Raw genomic sequence first — 15,280 nt, 5'->3', positions numbered from 1 at the left:
ACTGGGTCGCGCTGAAACGTTGCGCCGCTTCGCCGGCAGGGTCAACCCAGGCATGAGGCGTCTGTGCGCGGGTCACGCTCAGGAGTGTGACGTAGCCACCGTCTCCTGGGATGGTAGCAGCTCTCGATAATCGTCTACCGCCTCGAACTCAGCGGTGTCCCGCGGGCCCTGGCGACTATCGGGATTGCGTACCGCCAGAAGATGAGCGATGCCATACCGCTGGGCGCTGCGCAGAACGGATAGGCTGTCGTCGATGAACAGCGTACGGGCCGGGTCAAAGCCGAAGTCCTGCTGCAGTGCAAACCAGAACTGCTGGTCTTCCTTGGGGAAACCATAGTCATGGGAACTGATCATCCGGTCGAAATAAGGCGCAAGCTCGATACGTTCAAGCTTTAGGGAGAGCGAGTCCCGATGGGCATTGGTGATCAGGGCGACCCGCTTGCCTGCTGCCTGAATGGCAGACAGAAACGTATCGGCATCGGGGCGCAAGGCAATGAGATGGGCAATATCCCGCTTTAGCGCGGCGATCGAAAGCCCCAGCTGAGCGCTCCAGTAGTCCAGGCAATACCAGGTCAGTTTGCCGGCATTCTCCTCGAACAGTGGCTCCAGTTCGGCCATGGCCCACTCAAAGGACTGGCCATGATGCTTGGCGTAGCACTGCGGGAGATATTCCAGCCAGAAATGATTGTCGAAGTGTAAATCGAGCAGCGTGCCGTCCATATCCAGCAAGACGGTGTCGATCTGATTCCAGGCAAGGGTAGGCATGGCTTCCTCTTTTGGACTCCACCGTAACCGCGGTGAGCCATCTCTTCGTGATTACGCCAAGACAGATCGTCCTGACCACGGATTATTAAACAAGGCGCGTTATGATAGCCGACCCGATTCGCTCAGGAGCCGTTTATGCGCCAGAAACCCGCTGTGCTTGCCCGGCAGATCGTTGCCAAGAGTCGTCTTTTCACGGTTGAAGAAGTCGAGCTGCGCTTTTCCAATGGTGAAGAGCGCACCTATGAACGACTGGCCAACAAGGGGACCGGCCCGGGCGCGGTCATGGTCGTGGCCATGCTGGACAACGAGCATGCCCTGTTGATTGAAGAATACTGTGGCGGCACCGAAGATTATCAGCTGTCCCTGCCCAAGGGGCTTGTCGAGATGGACGAGACCGTACTGGAGGGCGCTAACCGTGAGCTCAAAGAAGAAGCCGGTTACGGTGCCCGCCAGCTCGAATATCTGACGCAGCTCTCTCTGTCGCCCGGCTACATGAATCAGAAAATTCATGTCGTGTTGGCGCGCGATCTTTATCCCGAGCGTTTGCAGGGCGATGAGCCCGAACCGATCGAGGTAGACAAGATCAGCCTACGCGAGCTATTCAGTCTGATGGATAATCCCCGGTTTACCGAAGGACGCGCATTGGCTGCGCTCTATTTAGTGCGGGATCTGTTGATCCAGCGTGGCGAGTTCGTCGCCTGACATTTACTGTGCGGTCGTTATTGAGGCGGCCTCATCTGCCTGTGGAGGTTTTTATGATGGTGCCCGTCTCCATTACCGCACCGCTGGTGCTCAACGTTGTCGACCTGGTCCGCCAGGCCGGTGCCGCAATCCTTCCTTTCTGGCGCAATGACGTGGCCGTGACGGAAAAGGCCGACGCCTCGCCGGTTACCGCCGCTGATCTAGCTGCCCACCGCATCATCAGCGAAGGTTTGGCCGCGCTGACCCCGGACATTCCGGTACTCTCGGAGGAAGCGTGTGATATCTCGCTGGAGGAGCGTGCCCGCTGGCGCTGCTGGTGGGTCGTCGATCCGCTGGATGGCACTAAGGAGTTCATCTCCGGCAGCGAGGAGTTCACCGTCAACATCGCCTTGGTGGAAGAGGGGCGCGTTGTGTTTGGTGTGGTCGGTGTGCCCACCCGTGACCTGTATTACTGTGGCGGAACAGAAATGGGCGCCTGGCGTATACGGGGAGAGGACGGCGAAGAGATCAATGTCCGGCCTACACCTGTACAAGGCTTTACCGTCGTTGCCAGCCGCCGACACAGCAGTCCTACTCAGGAGCGACTTCTGGCTGGGCTGGGTGAGCATATGGGCGAGATCAAGCTGGCCAATGTCGGCAGCTCGCTGAAGTTCTGTCTGCTGGCTGAAGGTGCGGCGGACTGCTATCCCCGACTGGCGCCAACCTCTCAATGGGACACGGCAGCGGCTCAGGGCGTCCTGGAAGGGGCAGGTGGCGTCGTACTCAACCTGAACGGTGAGCCACTGACATATGAGGCGAGGGAAGATTTTCTCAATCCCTACTTCCTGGCCTTGCCGGCCGAGGCACATTGGCGGGACACGCTCGTTGAGCTGGCATCCCGCCAGGCCTGATATTACTTGTGCAGCACGTACTGCCCGGTGAAGCGCACGCCGTCTTCACCGTTGGCGGCCAGAATACGTGAGTGCAACGTCAAGCGGCCACGACCGCGACGGCGGAACATGGTCTCGAAACGCTGCCAGTCACGCTCGTCCGGCGCATCGCACAGCGCAATGGCGTCTGTGGTCACAGGCAGCGGATAGGCAATCTGACCTTCCTGAATCACGATATGGCCTTCTTCTTCCAGGCCTGCTTCGCGCAGGCGCAGGTAGAGCCAGCCCCAGCCCGCCAGTACGGCGATGCAATAGAGGCTTCCACCAAACATCGTGTGGGCATGATTGACGTTAGCATCGAGCGGCGCATGCAGACGCAGGGAATGCGCTTCCCAACTCTTCACCTGTAGGCCAAGGGCCTGAGTGATCGGGATATCGCGGTACAGCAGTGATTCCAGGTGGCGGCAATCGCGTTCCATGCCGGGGTCCTATAGAGCAAATGGCGGGGGTAACAGGGCAGACGCAAACATTGACTTGCAAGTCACGTCCGGACTTCATTGTGCCCTAATCGGGGACGTTCAGGGGAGACACTCGGCAGACGGAAGCGAAAACGAGCACCACCTAACGAAGAATCGTCAATCGTCAGGGCGCTACGGTAGCCTTCAAGGATATCCTGCACGACGGCCAGTCCGATGCCTTGACCAGGGTGACGGCTGTCGATGCGTACGCCTCGCCGCAGGACGGTCTCGCGTCGCTCGGCTGGAATGCCGGGGCCATCATCCTCGATATCGATGATCCAGCTGTCGTCGATGAACTCAGCGCTGACCTGTACTTGAGTCAGGCACAGGCGATAACCGTTCTCCAGCAGGTTACCAAAGACTTCCAGCATGGCGGCTTCCTCCGCCTGAACTTTCATACCCGGCGGGAAATGCAGTGACGCCTGGACTTTCTTCTCGGCGTACACCTTGTCCAACGTACTGAACAAGGACTCCACGAGCGGCTGCAGTTCCAGTGGCCGGCTCAATACCGCACCGCGCCGTGTGGCACGTTGCAGCTGGAAAACAACCTGTTGATTCATGCGCTCAATCTGAACCTGAAGCGCAGACACCTCCTGCTCCAGGCTGGGTTTTCGGCGCAGGTCTTCTGTCACACCCTGCAGAACGGCCAGTGGGGTCTTCAGGCTATGGGCCAGATCACCCAGCGTATCGCGATAGCGCTCCCGTTGCAGTCGCTCGAAATCGAGAAGGCGATTGAGGGAGCGGATCAGGCGGCTAATCTCGCTAGGTACATTCTTCTCGTCGAGCAGATCGCGCTGGTCAGTCTCGATAGCATCCAGCTGGCGGCTCAAACGGTGCAGTGGACGCAGGCTCCAGTGCAGTCCCACGGCCAGAAAAATCAGAAGAGCGAATAACACTCCGCTCAGCCAGAGCGTAACCTGGTGCATAAAGCCGCTGCGCAGGCGATCGTATTCCTCGGCCGGCTGCATGGTGACGATACTGAAGCCTGCTACGGGCGGGTTGCCCAGCAAGACCTCTCGGTCAAAGACGAAAAAGCCGCGCCCCTCGTCATCCGTAGTCTTGACCAATTTAACGCCGGTCCCGTCGAAGGTGGGCCGGTAGTTGGGACGCTCGCGTACAGCGGAGCGGGAGCGCCATAGCAGACGACCGTTCTGGTCGTACACATAACCCAGAATCGGCGATTGCGGACGGTCAAAGACCTCCTCTGCAATCATCTCCGGCATCGCCAGACGCCCATCAATGGCCCGGGCCGCACCAATCAACGTGTTGGCGTTAGCCTCAAGGCGCGCCGCCACAAAGTTTTCTACCGTCCCATCAAACGCCTTGCCAATGGCTGGGATCATCAAGCCCAGGCAAATGATGACCAGAAGCGCCGCACTCAATAGCAGGCGCAGGCGGAACGATCGAATCATTGGCAGCGCTCGGTAAACAGATATCCACGTCCGCGGACGGTCTCGATGGGCTGCATACCGCATGACGCTTCCAGCTTGCGTCGCAGACGGCCAACCAGTACCTCGATGACATTGCTGTCATGCTCGCCGTCATCGTCGTAGAGCTGCTCCATGAGGCGCTCTTTCGTGATGACCTGCTGATGGTTGCGCATGAGGTATTCAAGCAGGCGATATTCATAAGCCGTCAGCTGCAGAGGCTGCTCTTCGTTGAAGGCCTGCTGGCGACCAAGGTCCAGACGCAGATTACCGGCCTTGATGCTGGGTTGGATGAAGCCGGCCGAGCGGCGCAGCAATACATTCAGGCGCGCTTCCAGCTCTTCGAACTGAAACGGCTTGACGACATAGTCGTCGGCACCAGCGCCCAAGCCTTCCACCTTGTCCTGCCAGCTACCGCGAGCAGTAAGGATCAGAATCGGCAGGGCCATGCCCTGAGTGCGAAGCTGACGGATCAGATCAAGACCGCTCATGCCGGGCAGACCCAGGTCCACAATCGCCAGGTCATGGTGGAATTCGCGTGCGTTATAAAGGGCTTCCTCGGCATTGCCTACGGCATTGACCACATGCCCAGCTTCGCTAAGGCGCACCTTGAGGTGGTGACGGAGCAGGTTTTCGTCTTCGACGACGAGAATTTTCATGGGTGTTCCTGAATGTTCGGCAAACAAAGGTCAACTCGAATCGATAGGGCATTATCCTCGACTTCTGACCAATACGGTAAGTGATGTGCCCCTCTATCAGGGCAAGTACTCGATAAAGGAGGATAAAGGAAAGGTTTCTGGATATGCGTCATTTGTATCAGACAAAAAAAACCTCTCCGATGGGGAGAGGTCAGGAGCACTTCATGGGGATCGAGAAACTGCCACTGGGGAAAGTGGCTATGCACCACCAGGGATGAACTGGCCTGTGCACAATGGAGCTGCAAGGAACATCGCCGAAGAACATGAGGAGGTTACCGATGCATGTGAACTGGCTGCGTCGATCGGAGCGGGGAACGCAACAGCCAGCTGGGGATACATCATGATCGGGCCTCCTCACTGGAGCATCTTCTGACAGTTTCAGACTACGCCAGGGTGGCTGAATGCTTTCTGAATCCGTGCTGAACAAGAGCTGAACGATACGAGATCGACGTTTTTTGAACCAAAGGGCGACCAATGGTCATCTTTTACAGCGAGACAACGGCATTCTTGTTAAAGGCGCACTGAAGCTGGCCGGCTCCTGTCTATCAAGGCTGGCGTTCAGAGTTATCGCCTAAGCTAATCCACTACTAGACGATATAGATGCCGTCATGCCTGATTTTGAAACCGAGCTGTCTGATCTGAAAGCGCTTATCTACCGCTATCAACCGCTGATATTGACAGGCGCGGGTATCAGCACCGCATCGGGTATCCCAGATTACCGCGACGTCAATGGCGTGCGCCGGGGCAGGGCACCCATGATGTTTCAGGAGTTCATGAACTCCCCTGAGGCTCGAAAACGATATTGGGCCCGTAGCATGGTAGGTTGGCCCGCCGTGCGTGATGCCATGCCCAATGCCACGCACAAGGCACTGGCTGAATTGGAGGCGGGGCGGCGAATTTCGGGCATCGTTACGCAGAATGTAGATGCGCTGCACGGGAAGGCTGGCAGTCACCATGTTACGGAGCTGCATGGCAACCTGCACCGAGTCGTGTGCATGGATTGCGGCAACCGCATGTGGCGCGAGGACGTCCAGAACGAGCTGAGGGCGCTTAATCCGAATGTACAGGGTATCGATGCTGTCCTGGCACCTGATGGCGATGCCCATCTCGCAGCGTCCTATCTTGAAGGCTTTCGCCTGGCGGGTTGCCCCTGTTGCGGCAGTGAATGGCTCAAGCCGGATGTCGTATTCTTTGGTGAAGGCGTGCCTGCACATGAGGCGGAGGCAGCATGGGAGGGTGTTCGGCATGCCGATGCGCTGGTTGCAATAGGTACGTCCCTGATGGCCTATTCGAGCTTTCGGCTATGCAAGTTGATCGTAGAGCTTGGCAGGCCTCTTATTCTGATCAATATCGGCAAGACGCGCGCCGATACGATATGCACATTGAAGGTTGAGCAACCCTGTCAGGAGGTGCTGCCCTGGCTGATGGCGCAACCTTAATGGTCAGGCAAGAGAAAGGCGCCAGAGGCGCCTTTCAATAAAGCAGATTGACCGCAACTCTTTAATGCCGAATGGCGAAGCGTTCAGGCGTTTGCAGACTGATCACCGAGCTGAATGCATCGCGCAGTGGCTTGAGTTCTTCAGGGCTTTTTTCGCCACGATGAACTTGAGCAATCATGGCGAGTGCGTGCTCGATCAAATCATTGGCGGCCTGTAAATGATCCAGCAGAGAGTCAATTTCTTGCTGTGCGGATAAGCAGGAATTTGATTGAGCCATAGCGGCAAGCTTTCCATAAATGAGCAAAGTATGTTGGCTTGGTGTCGAGCAGGGTTACAGCGCACCATTAACCAAGAGGCGCACAGCCTACATTAATCAAACTATAAAATCTGATGCGGCGAGCATATAGACTGACTCTTGGTGTGCCTCGGCGACCAATGGCATTTAAAGGCCTCTTTTGCGCAGCGTTTCGCCTCACATTTATGTCGCGGAACCTTGGCTACAGTGATCCGGTTAAAGGATGCTGGGCCTTCATAAGTGAGTCGGTCGCTTGCCGTTCTGATTCAGAGAGATGGTCTCGCTTAAGGCCCTGTAAAGGGTATGCACTGGCTGCAATACACGACCACCTGCCCGTATGAGAATCCAGAGCTCACTTTCGCAATGGATCAAGGGAGCGCTTAACGGGCAGAGTTCGGGAGCTGTTTGCAATACAAAGCAGGGCAAGATGGCAACGCCTAATCCTGAGCGCACCAGCTGCGTAACGGCATGTATGCTCTGGCAGCGATACCTTGGGATGAGGGTTGGATAGTTAAGCGTGCGCCACGTGACGGTGGGGTGATCGCTGAAAGAGTCATCGAGTGATATCCAGGTCAGCGCATCCCACGGCTTATCCTGAATCTGACTTAGATAAGACGTATGTCCATACAAGGCATACGGCACTTTTCCCAGGCAGCGACCTACAAGGTGTTCCGGCGGTGTTTTCGTCAGCCGTATAGCGATGTCGGCATCCCGCCGGCTCAAGTCAGCGAAACCGTCGGATGTCGATATTTCCAGCATCAGCTGCGGATAGTCTGGTAAGACATCTCCAAGCGCCGGGGCCACAAGATTTGCCAGTACGGATTCGGTACAGGTCAGTTGTACGGTGCCCGCAATGGAGTCGGCTTCCAAAAGACTGGCCCGCGCATTGTCCAGGGCATGCTCAGCCCGTTCGGCTTGATCCGCTAACAGCAAGGCGGTGGGCGTAGGTAAGTAGCCGGTCCGTTTCTTCTCAAATAACTCAAGCCCTAATGACGCCTCAAGACGCCTGATAGAGCGAAATACGGTAGACACGTCTACGCGAAGCCGCTCGGCAGCACGTGAAAGCGAGCCCCCCCTTACCAAGGCAAGAATCAGCGTAAGATCAGAATAGTTGAGTCGATTGTGCATATGTGCAAGGACAGTCTGCCGAGGCGCCAATAGTGGTCAACAGGGTCTCTTTTTATAGTGCCTGCCCAAGAAGCAAAACTATAGAGGAGAAGTCTATGAGCGCACCGGTGAAAAACCTTATATCAGGTAGGCAAAGCGTTCGGGTTGCGCTGGTAGGTGACTACAACCCTGAGATCAAGGCGCACCAAGCCATCATCCAGGCGTTGCACTTGGCTCAAGCCGCTCTGAATATTCCTTTGGTATTCGAGTGGATCGCTACAGCTAATATAGAAGAAACGACTTTCGAAGAAGCTAATGGCGTTTGGTGCACGCCTGGAAGCCCGTATGACAATGAAGAAGGTGCGCTATCTGCTATTCGCTACGCCAGAAATCACGCACTCCCGTTTTTAGGCAGCTGCGCAGGATTTCAGTATGCATTGATCGAATATGCACGCAATGAGCTGAACCGGGCCAACGCAGCGCATGCTGAAACAGCACCGGAACGCGATGACCCGATAGTCTCTCCGCTAGCCTGTGCACTGATAGAAAGAGGTGAGCAGGTAGGATTCACTTCCAGCTCACGTATATCCGAAGCGTATGGTGCTATAGAAAGCTACGAGGAATACCGCTGTGCATATGGTCTTAATACAGCGGTCGGGCTAGAGATCTTGTCGGGCAAGCTTAAGGCCGTCGGACACAATGCTGCTGGAGAGGTGAGGGCGGTCGAACTGCATGATCATCCCTTCTTTATTGCAACACTCTTTCAATCCGAGCGTCAGGCCTTGAAGGGACGTCTGCCTCCCCTTGTTAAAGCCTTTATAAAAGCCTCTGCCACTCATGCCGTTTCGTCAGGGAGGAACAAATAGTGAGCCTTCCCTCTCCGCCATGCTACGCAGTCATTTTTGTTTCCAAGCAAAGTGCTCAAAAAGATGGCTATGAGGAAACAGCCGAGCAGATGCTCAAATTGGCCAAAAGACAGCCAGGGTTTCTAGGCGTCGTTTCCGTAAGAGGCGAGAACGGTACTGGAATCACCATTTCTTATTGGACCGATGAAAAGGCCATAAAGGCATGGAAAGATCAGCCTGAGCACCAGCAGGCGCGCTGGCAGGGACGCACCAAGTGGTACGAAGGGTACAGTGTGCAGATCGTAAAAGTGGAGCGTGCTTACTCTTTATAAAAGCAAACACAAGAGACCACGTGCGGCCAACTTAAAGAGAGGGGTCCTGCTCTGTAAAACGGCTCAGCTCATCAGCACGAGCTTTGGTCATATCCAATAGGCAGGATGCCGTATTCAGCGCATCAATCGTACCGCCTGTTGCATTAGTATAAAGGCTACAGTTGGCGTCTCGATATTTGATCCACAACCGTTGAGTCTCTTTGAGCTTGGCTTTCTGTGGATCGCTAAAGGTAGCCATCGTGTTCTGATAGGCTTCATTTAGCCGAGTATCCTGAAGCTTTGTTTCGGCAGATATACAGCTCAGCATGTCTCTGGTAGTGCCTTTGGACTCATCAAGGCACGTATTAAAGGTAGCCGAGTAATCCTCTTCATCCATTGCAAATGCCGGTTGAAAGGCAACAAGAGCGGTAAGTCCAAAAGCAAATAGGTAGAACCTCATGTATTCCTCGCTTGTTGGCGTGCTGCTTTTCCAAAGGATCTGGTGATACACAATAGGGATACTATTAAAGTGGTATGAATCAGACGTCCTGAAAGAGAAGCTCGGTACATCCATAAGAAACGCGTGTAGTAACACCTTGAGGCAGTCTGGAAGCTATATATAGGATTTTATCGAATCCTGTTCAAATAAAGCTTGACCTGTGAGCGGAGGGGTCTATAATGCGCCCCACTTCCGCTGCAACGGAACAGCAAAAAGCCTTGTAGATCAATGGTTTAGCTGTTTAGTCAGGGTCAGGCCTCCGGTCTGGCAGAGGCGGAAAGAGGGAAGCGGTAGTTGACAAGCCCCTGGGCTTGTGTAGAATACGCCTCCCGCTGCCAGAACAGGTTTCCTGATCCGGCAGGTCCGGCAAGCAGTTCAGCAGGTTAGACCGGTTGAACAAAATGCTTGACAGGACAAGAGGTTAGCGTAGAATGCGCGCCTCGGTTGAGACAAGGTCTTAACCAACCGCTCTTTAACAAGTTGAATCAAGCAATTCGTGTGGGTGCTTGTGCTGTAAGACTGATGGATCGACAAGATTATCAGCAAGACAAGTAACACTCGTGAATTCGAGAGTTTATTTGCGATTGCTGAGCCAAGTTTAGGGTTTTCTCAAAACCCGGATATGTTTGAACTGAAGAGTTTGATCATGGCTCAGATTGAACGCTGGCGGCAGGCCTAACACATGCAAGTCGAGCGGATGAGGAGAGCTTGCTCTCTGATTCAGCGGCGGACGGGTGAGTAATGCCTAGGAATCTGCCTGGTAGTGGGGGACAACGTTTCGAAAGGAACGCTAATACCGCATACGTCCTACGGGAGAAAGTGGGGGATCTTCGGACCTCACGCTATCAGATGAGCCTAGGTCGGATTAGCTAGTTGGTGGGGTAACGGCTCACCAAGGCGACGATCCGTAACTGGTCTGAGAGGATGATCAGTCACACTGGAACTGAGACACGGTCCAGACTCCTACGGGAGGCAGCAGTGGGGAATATTGGACAATGGGCGAAAGCCTGATCCAGCCATGCCGCGTGTGTGAAGAAGGCCCTCGGGTCGTAAAGCACTTTAAGCTGGGAGGAAGGGTTGTAACCTAATACGTTGCAGCTTTGACGTTACCAGCAGAATAAGCACCGGCTAACTCTGTGCCAGCAGCCGCGGTAATACAGAGGGTGCAAGCGTTAATCGGAATTACTGGGCGTAAAGCGCGCGTAGGTGGCTTGGTAAGTTGAATGTGAAATCCCCGGGCTCAACCTGGGAACTGCATCCAAAACTGCCTGGCTAGAGTACGGTAGAGGGTGGTGGAATTTCCTGTGTAGCGGTGAAATGCGTAGATATAGGAAGGAACACCAGTGGCGAAGGCGACCACCTGGACTGATACTGACACTGAGGTGCGAAAGCGTGGGGAGCAAACAGGATTAGATACCCTGGTAGTCCACGCCGTAAACGATGTCAACTAGCCGTTGGGGTCCTTGAGACTTTAGTGGCGCAGCTAACGCAATAAGTTGACCGCCTGGGGAGTACGGCCGCAAGGTTAAAACTCAAATGAATTGACGGGGGCCCGCACAAGCGGTGGAGCATGTGGTTTAATTCGAAGCAACGCGAAGAACCTTACCAGGCCTTGACATGCAGAGAACTTTCCAGAGATGGATTGGTGCCTTCGGGAACTCTGACACAGGTGCTGCATGGCTGTCGTCAGCTCGTGTCGTGAGATGTTGGGTTAAGTCCCGTAACGAGCGCAACCCTTGTCCTTAGTTACCAGCACATCATGGTGGGCACTCTAAGGAGACTGCCGGTGACAAACCGGAGGAAGGTGGGGATGACGTCAAGTCATCATGGCCCTTACGGCCTGGGCTACACACGTGCTACAATGGTCGGTACAAAGGGTTGCCAAACCGCGAGGTGGAGCTAATCCCATAAAACCGATCGTAGTCCGGATCGCAGTCTGCAACTCGACTGCGTGAAGTCGGAATCGCTAGTAATCGTGAATCAGAACGTCACGGTGAATACGTTCCCGGGCCTTGTACACACCGCCCGTCACACCATGGGAGTGGGTTGCACCAGAAGTAGCTAGTCTAACCTTCGGGAGGACGGTTACCACGGTGTGATTCATGACTGGGGTGAAGTCGTAACAAGGTAGCCGTAGGGGAACCTGCGGCTGGATCACCTCCTTAATCGATAGATCCCAGCTTTGGCATAAGCTCCCACACGAATTGCTTGATTCACTGAAATAAAGACGCGAGATGAGTCAAGACTCAAGCGTTAGACGATTGGGTCTGTAGCTCAGTTGGTTAGAGCGCACCCCTGATAAGGGTGAGGTCGGCAGTTCGAATCTGCCCAGACCCACCAATCGATGGGGCCATAGCTCAGCTGGGAGAGCGCCTGCTTTGCACGCAGGAGGTCAGGAGTTCGATCCTCCTTGGCTCCACCATCTAACACCGCGTTAAAGCTCAGAACTGAGTGCTTACCCCCCCCCCTTAAGGGTTGGGTCGGAGCATTGACTTCTGAACTTTGTTTTCAGACTGTTCTTTAAAAATTTGGGTATGTGATAGAAGTACGAACACATAGGCTGTTTCACTGCAGACTATGTGGTCAAGGTAAATTTGCGAGTTCAAGCGCAAGTTTTCGGCGAATGTCGTGTTCCAAACCAGACATAACTTCAGATTCTTTGGGGTTATATGGTCAAGTGAATAAGCGCATACGGTGGATGCCTTGGCAGTCAGAGGCGATGAAAGACGTGATAGCCTGCGATAAGCTTCGGGGAGTCGGCAAATAGACTGTGATCCGGAGATCTCTGAATGGGGGAACCCACCTGACATAAGTCAGGTATCTCACACTGAATCCATAGGTGTGAGAGGCGAACCAGGGGAACTGAAACATCTAAGTACCCTGAGGAAAAGAAATCAACCGAGATTCCCTAAGTAGTGGCGAGCGAACGGGGACTAGCCCTTAAGCTCAATTGATTTTAACCGAACGCTCTGGAAAGTGCGGCCATAGTGGGTGATAGCCCCGTAGGTGAAAGGATCTTTTGAGTGAAATCGAGTAGGACGGCGCACGTGAAACGTTGTCTGAATATGGGGGGACCATCCTCCAAGGCTAAATACTACTGACTGACCGATAGTGAACCAGTACCGTGAGGGAAAGGCGAAAAGAACCCCGGAGAGGGGAGTGAAATAGAACCTGAAACCGTATGCGTACAAGCAGTGGGAGCCCACTTTGTTGGGTGACTGCGTACCTTTTGTATAATGGGTCAGCGACTTATATTCAGTGGCAAGCTTAACCGTATAGGGAAGGCGTAGCGAAAGCGAGTCTTAATAGGGCGTTTTAGTCGCTGGGTATAGACCCGAAACCGGGCGATCTATCCATGAGCAGGTTGAAGGTTAGGTAACACTGACTGGAGGACCGAACCCACTTCCGTTGAAAAGGCAGGGGATGACTTGTGGATCGGAGTGAAAGGCTAATCAAGCTCGGAGATAGCTGGTTCTCCTCGAAAGCTATTTAGGTAGCGCCTCATGTATCACTCTGGGGGGTAGAGCACTGTTTCGGCTAGGGGGTCATCCCGACTTACCAAACCGATGCAAACTCCGAATACCCAGAAGTGCAAGCATGGGAGACACACGGCGGGTGCTAACGTCCGTCGTGAAAAGGGAAACAACCCAGACCGTCAGCTAAGGTCCCAAAGTTGTAGTTAAGTGGTAAACGATGTGGGAAGGCTTAGACAGCTAGGAGGTTGGCTTAGAAGCAGCCACCCTTTAAAGAAAGCGTAATAGCTCACTAGTCGAGTCGGCCTGCGCGGAAGATGTAACGGGGCTCAAACTACACACCGAAGCTACGGGTTCATCGCAAGATGAGCGGTAGAGGAGCGTTCTGTAAGCCTGTGAAGGTGAGTTGAGAAGCTTGCTGGAGGTATCAGAAGTGCGAATGCTGACATGAGTAACGACAATGCGAGTGAAAAACTCGCACGCCGAAAGACCAAGGGTTCCTGCGCAACGTTAATCGACGCAGGGTGAGTCGACCCCTAAGGCGAGGCTGAAAGGCGTAGTCGATGGGAAACAGGTTAATATTCCTGTACTTCTAATTACTGCGATGGGGGGACGGAGAAGGCTAGGCCAGCTTGGCGTTGGTTGTCCAAGTTTAAGGCGGTAGGCTGACTGTTTAGGTAAATCCGGACAGTTAAGGCCGAGAGCTGATGACGACTCTTCTTATGAAGAGGAAGTGGTTGATGCCATGCTTCCAGGAAAAGCCTCTAAGCTTCAGGTAATTAGAAATCGTACCCCAAACCGACACAGGTGGTCGGGTAGAGAATACCAAGGCGCTTGAGAGAACTCGGGTGAAGGAACTAGGCAAAATGGCACCGTAACTTCGGGAGAAGGTGCGCCGGTGAGGGTGAAGGACTTGCTCCGTAAGCCCATGCCGGTCGAAGATACCAGGCCGCTGCGACTGTTTATTAAAAACACAGCACTCTGCAAACACGAAAGTGGACGTATAGGGTGTGACGCCTGCCCGGTGCCGGAAGGTTAATTGATGGGGTTAGCGCAAGCGAAGCTCTTGATCGAAGCCCCGGTAAACGGCGGCCGTAACTATAACGGTCCTAAGGTAGCGAAATTCCTTGTCGGGTAAGTTCCGACCTGCACGAATGGCGTAACGATGGCGGCGCTGTCTCCACCCGAGACTCAGTGAAATTGAAATCGCTGTGAAGATGCAGTGTATCCGCGGCTAGACGGAAAGACCCCGTGAACCTTTACTGTAGCTTTGCACTGGACTTTGAGCCTGCTTGTGTAGGATAGGTGGGAGGCTTTGAAGCGAGGACGCCAGTTCTCGTGGAGCCATCCTTGAAATACCACCCTGGCATGCTTGAGGTTCTAACTCTGGTCCGTTATCCGGATCGAGGACAGTGTATGGTGGGCAGTTTGACTGGGGCGGTCTCCTCCTAAAGAGTAACGGAGGAGTACGAAGGTGCGCTCAGACCGGTCGGAAATCGGTCGCAGAGTATAAAGGCAAAAGCGCGCTTGACTGCGAGACAGACACGTCGAGCAGGTACGAAAGTAGGTCTTAGTGATCCGGTGGTTCTGTATGGAAGGGCCATCGCTCAACGGATAAAAGGTACTCCGGGGATAACAGGCTGATACCGCCCAAGAGTTCATATCGACGGCGGTGTTTGGCACCTCGATGTCGGCTCATCACATCCTGGGGCTGAAGCCGGTCCCAAGGGTATGGCTGTTCGCCATTTAAAGTGGTACGCGAGCTGGGTTTAGAACGTCGTGAGACAGTTCGGTCCCTATCTGCCGTGGACGTTTGAGATTTGAGAGGGGCTGCTCCTAGTACGAGAGGACCGGAGTGGACGAACCTCTGGTGTTCCGGTTGTCACGCCAGTGGCATTGCCGGGTAGCTATGTTCGGAAAAGATAACCGCTGAAAGCATCTAAGCGGGAAACTTGCCTCAAGATGAGATCTCACTGGAGCCTCGAGCTTCCTGAAGGGCCGTTGAAGACTACAACGTTGATAGGTCGGGTGTGTAAGCGCTGTGAGGCGTTGAGCTAACCGATACTAATTGCCCGTGAGGCTTGACCATATAACACCCAAACAATCTGTTGTTTGGTAAAGACCAGCCGAAAGCTTGGTTGAACCGCAAAATACCAATCACATACCCATTCGGGGAAACGACTAGACACCGGTTCCCCACCCGAATTGCTTGACGACCATAGAGCGTTGGAACCACCTGATCCCTTTCCGAACTCAGAAGTGAAACGATGCATCGCCGATGGTAGTGTGGGGTTTCCCCATGTGAGAGTAGGTCATCGTCAAGCACCTATAC

13 protein-coding genes, 2 tRNA genes and 3 rRNA genes are annotated in these 15,280 nt (G+C 54.3%); 11 read left to right on the top strand and 7 right to left on the bottom strand.

The genetic code is table 11. The features are described 5' to 3' along the window. Positions 1–78: 78 nt before the first annotated feature. Positions 79–765, bottom strand: a complete 687-nt coding sequence (gene yrfG, locus JQR90_RS18965) for a GMP/IMP nucleotidase (RefSeq protein WP_010796236.1) — start codon at positions 763–765, stop codon at positions 79–81. Positions 766–900: 135 nt separating this feature from the next. Here yrfG and nudE point away from each other — a divergent pair, with 135 nt between their 5' ends. Together nudE and cysQ are read left to right on the top strand one after the other, a co-directional pair. After that, entirely contained in the window at positions 901–1,467 is a 567-nt protein-coding gene (gene nudE / locus JQR90_RS18960; RefSeq protein WP_010796235.1) for an ADP compounds hydrolase NudE, read from the top strand. Positions 1,468–1,520: 53 nt separating this feature from the next. Beyond that, positions 1,521–2,357: a 3'(2'),5'-bisphosphate nucleotidase CysQ gene (gene cysQ / locus JQR90_RS18955; protein ID WP_010796234.1), complete on the top strand. Its 837-nt coding sequence runs from the start codon at positions 1,521–1,523 to the stop codon at positions 2,355–2,357. 2 nt (positions 2,358–2,359) lie between these two features. Here cysQ and JQR90_RS18950 read toward each other — a convergent pair whose 3' ends face one another. The 3 genes from JQR90_RS18950 to JQR90_RS18940 all read right to left on the bottom strand — a co-directional run bounded on the left by JQR90_RS18950 (position 2,360) and on the right by JQR90_RS18940 (position 4,940). Continuing rightward, positions 2,360–2,815 carry a YiiD C-terminal domain-containing protein gene (locus tag JQR90_RS18950; protein ID WP_010796233.1) on the bottom strand — a complete coding sequence of 152 codons (456 nt, stop codon included), beginning with the start codon at positions 2,813–2,815 and terminating at the stop codon, positions 2,360–2,362. 62 nt (positions 2,816–2,877) lie between these two features. Beyond that, positions 2,878–4,266, bottom strand: coding sequence for an ATP-binding protein (locus tag JQR90_RS18945; RefSeq protein ID WP_010796232.1), 1,389 nt, complete (start codon positions 4,264–4,266; stop codon positions 2,878–2,880). Next, the gene (locus tag JQR90_RS18940) at positions 4,263–4,940 is read right to left on the bottom strand and encodes a response regulator transcription factor (protein ID WP_010796231.1); all 678 of its coding nucleotides are present in this window, start codon (positions 4,938–4,940) and stop codon (positions 4,263–4,265) included. Before JQR90_RS18940 ends, JQR90_RS18945 begins: the two co-directional genes overlap by 4 nt. On the opposite strand from JQR90_RS18940, the gene JQR90_RS18935 reads away from it, so the two are divergent. Beyond that, positions 4,939–5,352, top strand: a complete 414-nt coding sequence (locus JQR90_RS18935; RefSeq protein WP_037029850.1) for a hypothetical protein — start codon at positions 4,939–4,941, stop codon at positions 5,350–5,352. The two genes, JQR90_RS18940 and JQR90_RS18935, sit on opposite strands and share 2 nt — an antisense overlap. A 235-nt stretch (positions 5,353–5,587) precedes the next feature. Continuing rightward, positions 5,588–6,418, top strand: coding sequence for an NAD-dependent protein deacetylase (locus tag JQR90_RS18930; protein ID WP_122041291.1), 831 nt, complete (start codon positions 5,588–5,590; stop codon positions 6,416–6,418). Positions 6,419–6,479: 61 nt separating this feature from the next. On the opposite strand, the gene JQR90_RS18925 is transcribed toward JQR90_RS18930, so the two are convergent. Next, entirely contained in the window at positions 6,480–6,695 is a 216-nt protein-coding gene (locus JQR90_RS18925; protein ID WP_010796229.1) for a hypothetical protein, read from the bottom strand. Between the two features lie 252 nt (positions 6,696–6,947). Then, on the bottom strand, positions 6,948–7,841 hold the full coding sequence (locus JQR90_RS18920; protein WP_434140236.1) for a LysR family transcriptional regulator: 894 nt from the start codon (positions 7,839–7,841) through the stop codon (positions 6,948–6,950). A gap of 95 nt (positions 7,842–7,936) precedes the next feature. On the opposite strand from JQR90_RS18920, the gene JQR90_RS18915 reads away from it, so the two are divergent. Next, on the top strand, positions 7,937–8,686 hold the full coding sequence (locus JQR90_RS18915; RefSeq protein WP_434140234.1) for a CTP synthase C-terminal region-related (seleno)protein: 750 nt from the start codon (positions 7,937–7,939) through the stop codon (positions 8,684–8,686). After that, entirely contained in the window at positions 8,686–8,997 is a 312-nt protein-coding gene (locus tag JQR90_RS18910) for an antibiotic biosynthesis monooxygenase family protein (protein WP_434140233.1), read from the top strand. The genes JQR90_RS18915 and JQR90_RS18910 overlap by 1 nt, the downstream gene beginning before the upstream one ends. A 31-nt stretch (positions 8,998–9,028) precedes the next feature. Here JQR90_RS18910 and JQR90_RS18905 read toward each other — a convergent pair whose 3' ends face one another. After that, entirely contained in the window at positions 9,029–9,550 is a 522-nt protein-coding gene (locus tag JQR90_RS18905) for a lysozyme inhibitor LprI family protein (protein ID WP_244901219.1), read from the bottom strand. Positions 9,551–10,103: 553 nt separating this feature from the next. Between JQR90_RS18905 and JQR90_RS18900 the strand changes: the two genes are divergently transcribed. The 5 genes from JQR90_RS18900 to rrf all read left to right on the top strand — a co-directional run bounded on the left by JQR90_RS18900 (position 10,104) and on the right by rrf (position 15,272). Then, positions 10,104–11,640: ribosomal RNA gene (locus JQR90_RS18900) — 16S ribosomal RNA — on the top strand. 98 nt (positions 11,641–11,738) lie between these two features. Then, a tRNA-Ile gene (locus tag JQR90_RS18895) sits at positions 11,739–11,815 on the top strand. 6 nt (positions 11,816–11,821) lie between these two features. Then, positions 11,822–11,897, top strand: a tRNA-Ala gene (locus tag JQR90_RS18890). A 249-nt stretch (positions 11,898–12,146) separates the two neighbouring features. Continuing rightward, positions 12,147–15,037 (top strand): 23S ribosomal RNA (locus JQR90_RS18885). 119 nt (positions 15,038–15,156) lie between these two features. Beyond that, a 5S ribosomal RNA gene (gene rrf, locus JQR90_RS18880) occupies positions 15,157–15,272 on the top strand. The 16S, 23S and 5S rRNA genes sit together here with 2 tRNA genes alongside, the layout of an rRNA operon. Positions 15,273–15,280: the final 8 nt, after the last annotated feature.

Origin of the sequence: Pseudomonas sp. JZ114, from assembly GCF_051027705.1 — a bacterium.
Classification (GTDB): Bacteria; Pseudomonadota; Gammaproteobacteria; order Pseudomonadales; family Pseudomonadaceae; genus Chryseomonas; species Chryseomonas luteola.
The sequence above is the reverse complement of the archived record's forward strand: the minus strand, read 5'-3'. Positions and strand labels throughout refer to the sequence as shown.

Bases quoted from the DNA above. Each gene is read 5' to 3' on its own strand.
- JQR90_RS18940 (WP_010796231.1), bottom strand. From the start codon at position 4,940: ATGAAAATTCTCGTCGTCGAAGACGAAAACCTGCTCCGTCACCACCTC.
- JQR90_RS18950 (WP_010796233.1), bottom strand. From the start codon at position 2,815: ATGGAACGCGATTGCCGCCACCTGGAATCACTGCTGTACCGCGATATC.
- yrfG (WP_010796236.1), bottom strand. From the start codon at position 765: ATGCCTACCCTTGCCTGGAATCAGATCGACACCGTCTTGCTGGATATG.
- JQR90_RS18935 (WP_037029850.1), top strand. From the start codon at position 4,939: ATGGGTGTTCCTGAATGTTCGGCAAACAAAGGTCAACTCGAATCGATA.
- nudE (WP_010796235.1), top strand. From the start codon at position 901: ATGCGCCAGAAACCCGCTGTGCTTGCCCGGCAGATCGTTGCCAAGAGT.
- JQR90_RS18925 (WP_010796229.1), bottom strand. From the start codon at position 6,695: ATGGCTCAATCAAATTCCTGCTTATCCGCACAGCAAGAAATTGACTCT.
- JQR90_RS18915 (WP_434140234.1), top strand. From the start codon at position 7,937: ATGAGCGCACCGGTGAAAAACCTTATATCAGGTAGGCAAAGCGTTCGG.
- JQR90_RS18920 (WP_434140236.1), bottom strand. From the start codon at position 7,841: ATGCACAATCGACTCAACTATTCTGATCTTACGCTGATTCTTGCCTTG.
- JQR90_RS18945 (WP_010796232.1), bottom strand. From the start codon at position 4,266: ATGATTCGATCGTTCCGCCTGCGCCTGCTATTGAGTGCGGCGCTTCTG.
- JQR90_RS18905 (WP_244901219.1), bottom strand. From the start codon at position 9,550: ATGGATGTACCGAGCTTCTCTTTCAGGACGTCTGATTCATACCACTTT.
- JQR90_RS18930 (WP_122041291.1), top strand. From the start codon at position 5,588: ATGCCTGATTTTGAAACCGAGCTGTCTGATCTGAAAGCGCTTATCTAC.
- cysQ (WP_010796234.1), top strand. From the start codon at position 1,521: ATGATGGTGCCCGTCTCCATTACCGCACCGCTGGTGCTCAACGTTGTC.